This is a genomic window from Jiangella anatolica, assembly GCF_003236295.1.
In the GTDB taxonomy this organism is placed as follows: Bacteria; Actinomycetota; Actinomycetes; order Jiangellales; family Jiangellaceae; genus Jiangella; species Jiangella anatolica.
The window spans coordinates 1-6,259 of record NZ_POTW01000163.1 but is presented as its reverse complement, the minus strand read 5'-3'; the positions used below and the strand labels follow the sequence as shown (position 1 = coordinate 6,259).

Genomic DNA, 6,259 nt, shown 5'->3' with positions numbered 1-6,259 from the left:
CCAGCAGAAGTCGGCATACGATATGAGCGCTAGTCTCGTGGGCTCGGAGATGTGTATAAGAGCCAGCTCCTGGAAGGCGCGGTACGCCGGCCGGATGATCAGCCAGGACAGGTACGCCACCAGCAGGAACAGCGGCCAGCTCATCACCAGCCGGGCGCCGGCCAGCCAGCCGATCTGGTCCTCGCCGGCCAGGTAGAGCGGCACCTGGACCGCCAGCCGCAGCGCGAACATCGCCACCCACAGCAGGCTGGCCTGGGTGTACGCGCGCAGCAGCGCGGGGTCGCGGCGCCAGGCCGTGCCCTGGCCGGAGACCAGCCCGACGAACACGCCGAGCAGCGGCCAGCGGACGACGATCGAGACGAGGTAGGCCAGTCCGTAGCCGACGTTGATCAGCAGGCCGGGCAGGAACACGTCCTCGGCCCGGCCGGTCCGGTTGGCCATGAACGCGGCGATGCCGACGCCGAGGAAGCCGGCGATGACGTTCTGCATCTGCTCCTTGCGCAGCAGCCGGATGACGGCGAGCAGCGCGCCCGAGGCGAGCGCGACCCACAGCGACAGCGTCAGGTTGCGGCCGGCCGCGGTGTACACGACGGTGAACAGGGCGAGCGGAAGCCCGGCGTCCAGCAGCGCGGCCGGGCCGAGCACGTTCTGGGCGCTGAACCGCTCGTCGGAGGTGAGTGCCTGGACCCAGCTCTGCCGGCCGGCACGGTCGGGGGCGCCGGGATCGCTCTGACTCATCTCACTCCAAGCCTGCGGGCAGCAGCTCGTATCTCGGGTTGTACATGACCCTGCGGCCGTCGAGCGTGGCCACCCGTCCGGTCGCGACCAGCCGGCGTCCGCAGCTGATGCCGGCGATGCGTCGCCGGCCGAGCCAGACCAGTGTCACCGCACCGGTGCCGTCGTACAAGTCCGCCTCGAGGGCGGGGGTGCCCAGACGCGGCTGCAGCGTCACCGACTGCAGCACGCCGCGGACGCGCACGGTGGTGCGGTCCTGGGTCTCGGCCAGCGGCTGACAACCGGCCTCGCGCGCGTCGTCGCGCAACTCCTCGGCTTCGACCTCCTCGTCGGAGGCGACCCACCGGGTGATGGCGCCCCACAGCCCGCGGCGCCCGGTGTTCTCTTCCACAGTTATGAGAGTAGTCCGCCGCGGCAAACCGGCAGCTCAGGCCTGGAGCGGCTGGGACGGGTCGACCGCCGGCCGGTTGCCGGCCGGCGGCTTGAGCACGATGACGTCGCCCGGGGCCATCGGCGCCTGGCCGCGGATCACCACCGTCTGCTTCACCAGCTCGACGAAGCGCTGGAAGGTGGCGGCGTCGTTGGTGGCCTTGCCGAGGAACGTGGCCCGCAGCATCCACCGCGGCCCGTCGATCGCCGACACCCGCGACGGCTGCAGCACCTGCTTGCCGTCGGGCGCCTGGACCGGCACGACCAGCCGCATCTCGGTGCCGAACGGGCCGGGCGCCTCCTCGGCACGGCCGCCGCGGCGCTTGGCGTCCTCGCCGATCTGCAGCCGGGTCTGAGCCCAGAGGCCGGAGCTGCGCGGCGCGGCGACGGCGATCAGCTGCACCGCGGCGTCGTCGATGGCGAGGACGGCGCTGGTGGCGTTGCCGGTGCGCTGGTCGACCTGCAGCTGCAGCTTCATCCCCGGCGCGGCCTGGACCAGCAGCCCGCCGAGGTCGACCCGGCCCTTGCGGGCGTCGTCGAGCTCGACCTCGGACTCGTCGAACGGCCCGCCGGAGCGGTCGCTCTTGGCGTCGTCTGACTCGCCGGACTCCCCCACGCCCGGCGCCGACGAGGCCTTGGTGGTCTCCTCGACCTCGGGCTCGTCCTCATCGCCGTCGCGGCGCCGCCGTCCCCACACCTGAGTGTTCCCTTCGTCTCATCGGCCGCCGGCGCTGTCGCCGGCCTGGCTTGCCGTGCCCGTCGACCCGTACCCGCCGTCGCCCCGCGCCGAGCCGGGCAGCCGCTCCACCTCGTGGAACCGGGCCTGCTCGACGCGCTGGAGGACCAGCTGAGCGATCCGGTCGCCGCGCGCGAACACCGCCGGTTCCCGCAGGTCGTGATTGACCAGCACCACCTTGATCTCGCCCCGGTAGCCCGCGTCGACCGTGCCCGGCGTGTTGACGATGCTGACCCCCAGCCGGTGCGCGAGCCCCGATCGCGGGTGGACGAATGCAGCGTATCCCGCGGGCAGGGCGATCGCGATGCCCGTGCCCACCATCGCCCGCTCCCCCGGCGCGATGCTGACGTCGCTGGTCGTGACGAGGTCCGCGCCGGCGTCGCCGGGGTGCGCGTAGCCGGGCAGCGGCACGTCCGGGTCCAGCCGGGTGATGAGGACGTCGACAGGCAAGTCGGTCACGGGTTCACCTCCGCGACCTTCGCGGCCGCCGGGGACAGCTCCGACGCGGCCACCGGGCGGCCGTGGTCGGTGAAATGGGTGGGCGGGACGACGACGAACGTGGCCGACGCGGTGACGCTGACCGGGCCGTCGGGCGCGTTCTCGCGGCCGGTCGCGGACATGAAGATCTTGCGGCCCTCGCTGCCGTCCACCGCCGCGTCGATGTACAGCGTCGTGCCGACCGGGACCGGACGGCGGTAGCTGGTCTCCAGATGGCCGGTGACGGCCGGCTTGCCGATCAGCCAGATCAGCGAGCCGAGCACCTCGTCGAAGGCCAGCGACAGGATGCCGCCGTGGGCCAGGCCGGGCGCGCCCTGGTGGTCGTCGGTGACGGTGAAGGCGCCGGCGACGGTGAGGCCCTCGCCCGCGACGACGCTGACGCGCAGCCCCGTCGAATGGTCCGGACCACAGCCGACGCACATGCGATAGTGCGAGGCGATCGTGGTGCCCGGCGCCGGCGCGTCGGGATGCCGTTCGGTCACGATCGACGACCCTACCCGCTCGCCTCCGGCGATCCGTGGCACCCTGCTGGAGTGACTCGTTACCGCGAACGCCTGGTGGTCCCGCCGCTGTGGTGGCTGCTGCTCATCGGGATGGTCGCCTCGCTCTGGCTGGTCTACGAGCTGCCGTTCGGCGCGCGGGTGTCGCTGCCGGCGGCGGGCACGGCGCTGGCGCTCGGCGCCGCCGCGCTGCTGCGCTACGGGTCGCTGACGATCGCCGTCGGGACCGACGGGGTCAGCGTGGGGCGGGCCCGGCTGCCGCTGACGGCGCTCGGCCCGGCCGAGGCGCTCACCGGCGAGGCGGCGCGGACGGCTCGTGGTCCCGGCCTCGACCGCCGCGCCTACGTGGCGATCCGCGGCTACGTGCCGGGGGTGGTGCGCATCGAGGTCGACGACGACGCCGACCCGACGCCCTACTGGCTGGTGTCGACACGCCGCCCCGAGCGGCTCGTGGCCGAGCTCGAGGCGGCGCGTCAGACCGCCGGCCGGTGAGGGGTTCGGATGGGGCTCAGGCCGCGCAGTCGCGGCAGATGAGCATCCCGTCCTTCTCCTTCGCCAGCTGGCTGCGGTGGTGCACGAGGTAGCACTGCGAGCAGGTGAACTCGTCAGCCTGCCGCGGCAGCACTCGGACCGCCAGCTCCTCGTTCGAGAGATCCGCTCCTGGGAGCTCCATGGACTCGTTCAGGTCGGACTCGTCGACGTCGACGATGCCCGACGACTTGTCCATACGCCGGTTCTTCAGTTCCTCCAGCGAGTCCTCGGACAGATCCTCGTCGGTCTTGCGTGGCGCGTCGTAGTCGGTTGCCATTGATCTATTCCCCCTCACTGGGCGCGTCGTGATGGTCCGTGGCCGGGCCGGTTGGACTCCGAGCCTCTGTAACGCACGACAGCCCGCGGTTGTGCCCGCTCCGAGCGGGAGATTCTGCCTGATCCGTTACCCCGTTGGCACGACACCCCGCACTGTGGGATTTCGTGTCGTCCTCTGGACCGACGAAGGACACCGTTCTGGAGGACGAGAGATGTCACCATTCCAGGCGGCAGGCTGTCATCGGACCGTCAGCACCGGAGGGAACCGCATGCTCGAGCTCGACCGGCTGTCTCGCCGCTACGGCGACGTCGTGGCCCTCGACGATCTCTCGTTCACGGTCCGACCAGGGCAGATGTACGGATTCGTCGGCACCAACGGCGCCGGGAAGACCACCGCGATGCGCATCATCCTGGGCGTTCTGGAGCCCGATTCCGGCGTCGTCCGGTGGAACGGGACCCCCCTCGACCAGGACATCCGGCGTGAGTTCGGTTACATGCCCGAGGAGCGCGGGCTGTACCCGAAGATGCAGGTGCACGAGCATCTCGTGTACCTCGCACGGCTGCACGGTGTGGCAGGCATCACAGCCGCGAAGGCCGCATCGGACCTGCTCGACGCGCTCGCTCTGAGCGAACGTGCGTCAGATCGCATCGAATCGCTCTCACTCGGTAACCAGCAGCGGGTGCAGCTGGCGGCCGCGCTCGTCCACGATCCGGCCGTCATGGTCCTCGACGAGCCGTTCAGCGGGCTGGACCCGATGGGCGTCGACGCGATGGCCGCGGTGCTGCGGGCACGGGTGGACGCCGGCGCGGCGGTCGTGTTCTCCAGCCACCAGCTGGAGCTGGTCGAGCGGCTGTGCGACGCCGTGGGCATCATCCGGGCCGGCCGCATGGTCGCCGACGGCAGCGTCGACGAGCTGCGCGGCACGTCGGCGCCCCGGTTCCGGGTGGCGGTCGACGCGCCGGCCGGCTGGGTGTCGTCGCTGACGGCGGCGGTGCCCGGCCTGGTGGTCGTCGACGACGCCGGTCACGACGCGCTGGTGGAGCTGCCGCCGCCGGGCGACGACCAGGCGCTGCTCGACGCGGCCCGCGCGCTGGGCCCGGTCCGCCAGTTCACCCCGGTGCGGCCCACGCTGGCCGAGCTGTTCCGTTCCGTCGTCGCCGAGCCGGCCACCGAGCCGGCCACCTCGGAGAAGGTCGAGGCCGCCTGATGTCGCGCCCCCTGTCGTTCCGTGAGGCCGTCACGCTGGTCGCGCAGCGTGAGTTCGGGCAGCGGATCCGGGAACGCTCGTTCTTCGTCTCGCTGCTGATCACGCTCGGCATCATCGCGGTGGTCGTGCTGCTCCCCCGCTTCACCGACCTCGGCTCTGACAGCTACGACGTCGCGCTGGTCGGCGAGCCGGCCGGCCTGCAGGAGGCGGTCTCGCGCCAGGCCGACGTCGCCGACGTCGAGGTGAGCCTCCGCTCCGTCGACGACGCCGCCGAGGCCGAGCGGCTGACCCGCGACGGTGACATCGACGCCTACCTCGACGGCGACACCGTCTATGTCGACCAGTCGCTGGACGACTCGCTGAGCGCCGTCCTGCAGAACGCGTACAGCCAGGTCGAGGGCGCGCGGGCGCTGGAGTCGGCCGGCATCGATCCGGCCGAGGTGTCCGAGGCGCTGACGTCGGCGACCCTCCGGTCGGTGACACTCGACCCCGACGCAGACGAGCGCGAGACCCGCGGCGGCATCGCCTTCTTCGGCACCATCATCCTGTTCGGCCAGCTCATCACGTACTCGATGTGGGTCGCCATGGGCGTCGTCGAGGAGAAGTCCAGCCGCGTGGTCGAGGTGATCCTGTCCACGATCCCGGCGCGGGCGCTGCTGGCCGGCAAGATCATCGGGATCGGGCTGCTCGGCCTCGTGCAGCTGGCGCTGATCGGCGGGCTCGGCCTGGGCATCGCGGCGGCGCTCGGCGCGGTGGAGCTGAGCGGGCCGATGATCTCGCCGGTGCTGACGGCGCTCGGCTGGTTCGTGCTCGGCTTCGCCGCCTACGCGTCGCTGTCCGCGGCGGCGGCCGCCCGGATCTCCCGGCAGGAGGACCTGCAGAACGTCACCACACCGGTGAACACGCTGATGATGGTGTCGTACTTCGGCGCGTTCTTCGTCTTCCTCAACCCCGACACCCCGGCGGCGGGCGTGCTGAGCATCGTGCCGCCGTTCAGCGCGCTGATCATGCCGTTGCGGATGGCCCGGGGCGACGCCGCCGGCTGGGAGGTCGCCCTGGCGCTGGGCCTGATGCTCGCCCTGATCGCCGTCCTCGTCGTGCTGGCGGCGCGGGTGTACGAGGGCGCGGTGCTCCGCATGGGCGCGAAGGTGTCACTGAAGGACGCCTGGGCCGCCCGCCGCCGCACCTCCCATGATCATCAATGATCCAACCACCCATAGAGCCTGTTGCTCTTTGTGGTTGTAGCTGACCGGTGTGGTTCGGGTTGGTGGTTCTTGGGTTGTCGGCTTGTCGGGGTCCGGTGCTGGTGGGCTGGTCAGGCGGTGGCGATCTGGGCGGTGGTGATG

9 protein-coding genes are annotated in these 6,259 nt (G+C 71.6%); 3 read left to right on the top strand and 6 right to left on the bottom strand.

Features of this window, described 5'->3' with window-relative positions; all coding sequences use genetic code 11:
- The 5 genes from C1I92_RS32390 to C1I92_RS32370 all read right to left on the bottom strand — a co-directional run.
- Nucleotides 1-738, bottom strand: a 738-nt coding sequence (locus tag C1I92_RS32390) for a DUF3159 domain-containing protein (protein WP_111258748.1), incomplete at its 3' end; no start/stop codon positions are given.
- Between the two features lies 1 nt (nucleotide 739).
- A complete protein-coding gene (locus C1I92_RS32385; protein WP_199521815.1) occupies nucleotides 740-1,126 on the bottom strand; it encodes an OB-fold nucleic acid binding domain-containing protein in 387 nt (128 codons plus the stop codon).
- Between the two features lie 36 nt (nucleotides 1,127-1,162).
- Entirely contained in the window at nucleotides 1,163-1,861 is a 699-nt protein-coding gene (locus tag C1I92_RS32380) for a DUF3710 domain-containing protein (RefSeq protein ID WP_111258747.1), read from the bottom strand.
- 18 nt (nucleotides 1,862-1,879) lie between these two features.
- Nucleotides 1,880-2,359: a dUTP diphosphatase gene (dut, locus tag C1I92_RS32375; RefSeq protein WP_233507537.1), complete on the bottom strand. Its 480-nt coding sequence runs from the start codon at nucleotides 2,357-2,359 to the stop codon at nucleotides 1,880-1,882.
- On the bottom strand, nucleotides 2,356-2,880 hold the full coding sequence (locus tag C1I92_RS32370; protein WP_233507536.1) for a PaaI family thioesterase: 525 nt from the start codon (nucleotides 2,878-2,880) through the stop codon (nucleotides 2,356-2,358). Before C1I92_RS32370 ends, dut begins: the two co-directional genes overlap by 4 nt.
- A 51-nt stretch (nucleotides 2,881-2,931) precedes the next feature.
- On the opposite strand from C1I92_RS32370, the gene C1I92_RS32365 reads away from it, so the two are divergent.
- On the top strand, nucleotides 2,932-3,390 hold the full coding sequence (locus C1I92_RS32365; protein ID WP_158564401.1) for a DUF3093 domain-containing protein: 459 nt from the start codon (nucleotides 2,932-2,934) through the stop codon (nucleotides 3,388-3,390).
- Between the two features lie 16 nt (nucleotides 3,391-3,406).
- Here the strand turns inward: C1I92_RS32365 and C1I92_RS32360 are convergent, their stop codons facing one another.
- The gene (locus tag C1I92_RS32360; protein WP_111258744.1) at nucleotides 3,407-3,706 is read right to left on the bottom strand and encodes a DUF4193 domain-containing protein; all 300 of its coding nucleotides are present in this window, start codon (nucleotides 3,704-3,706) and stop codon (nucleotides 3,407-3,409) included.
- Between the two features lie 268 nt (nucleotides 3,707-3,974).
- On the opposite strand from C1I92_RS32360, the gene C1I92_RS32355 reads away from it, so the two are divergent.
- Both C1I92_RS32355 and C1I92_RS32350 read left to right on the top strand, forming a co-directional pair.
- Entirely contained in the window at nucleotides 3,975-4,913 is a 939-nt protein-coding gene (locus C1I92_RS32355) for an ABC transporter ATP-binding protein (protein ID WP_111258743.1), read from the top strand.
- Nucleotides 4,913-6,118: an ABC transporter permease gene (locus C1I92_RS32350; RefSeq protein WP_111258742.1), complete on the top strand. Its 1,206-nt coding sequence runs from the start codon at nucleotides 4,913-4,915 to the stop codon at nucleotides 6,116-6,118. Before C1I92_RS32355 ends, C1I92_RS32350 begins: the two co-directional genes overlap by 1 nt.
- The last annotated feature ends 141 nt before the right edge of the window (nucleotides 6,119-6,259 follow it).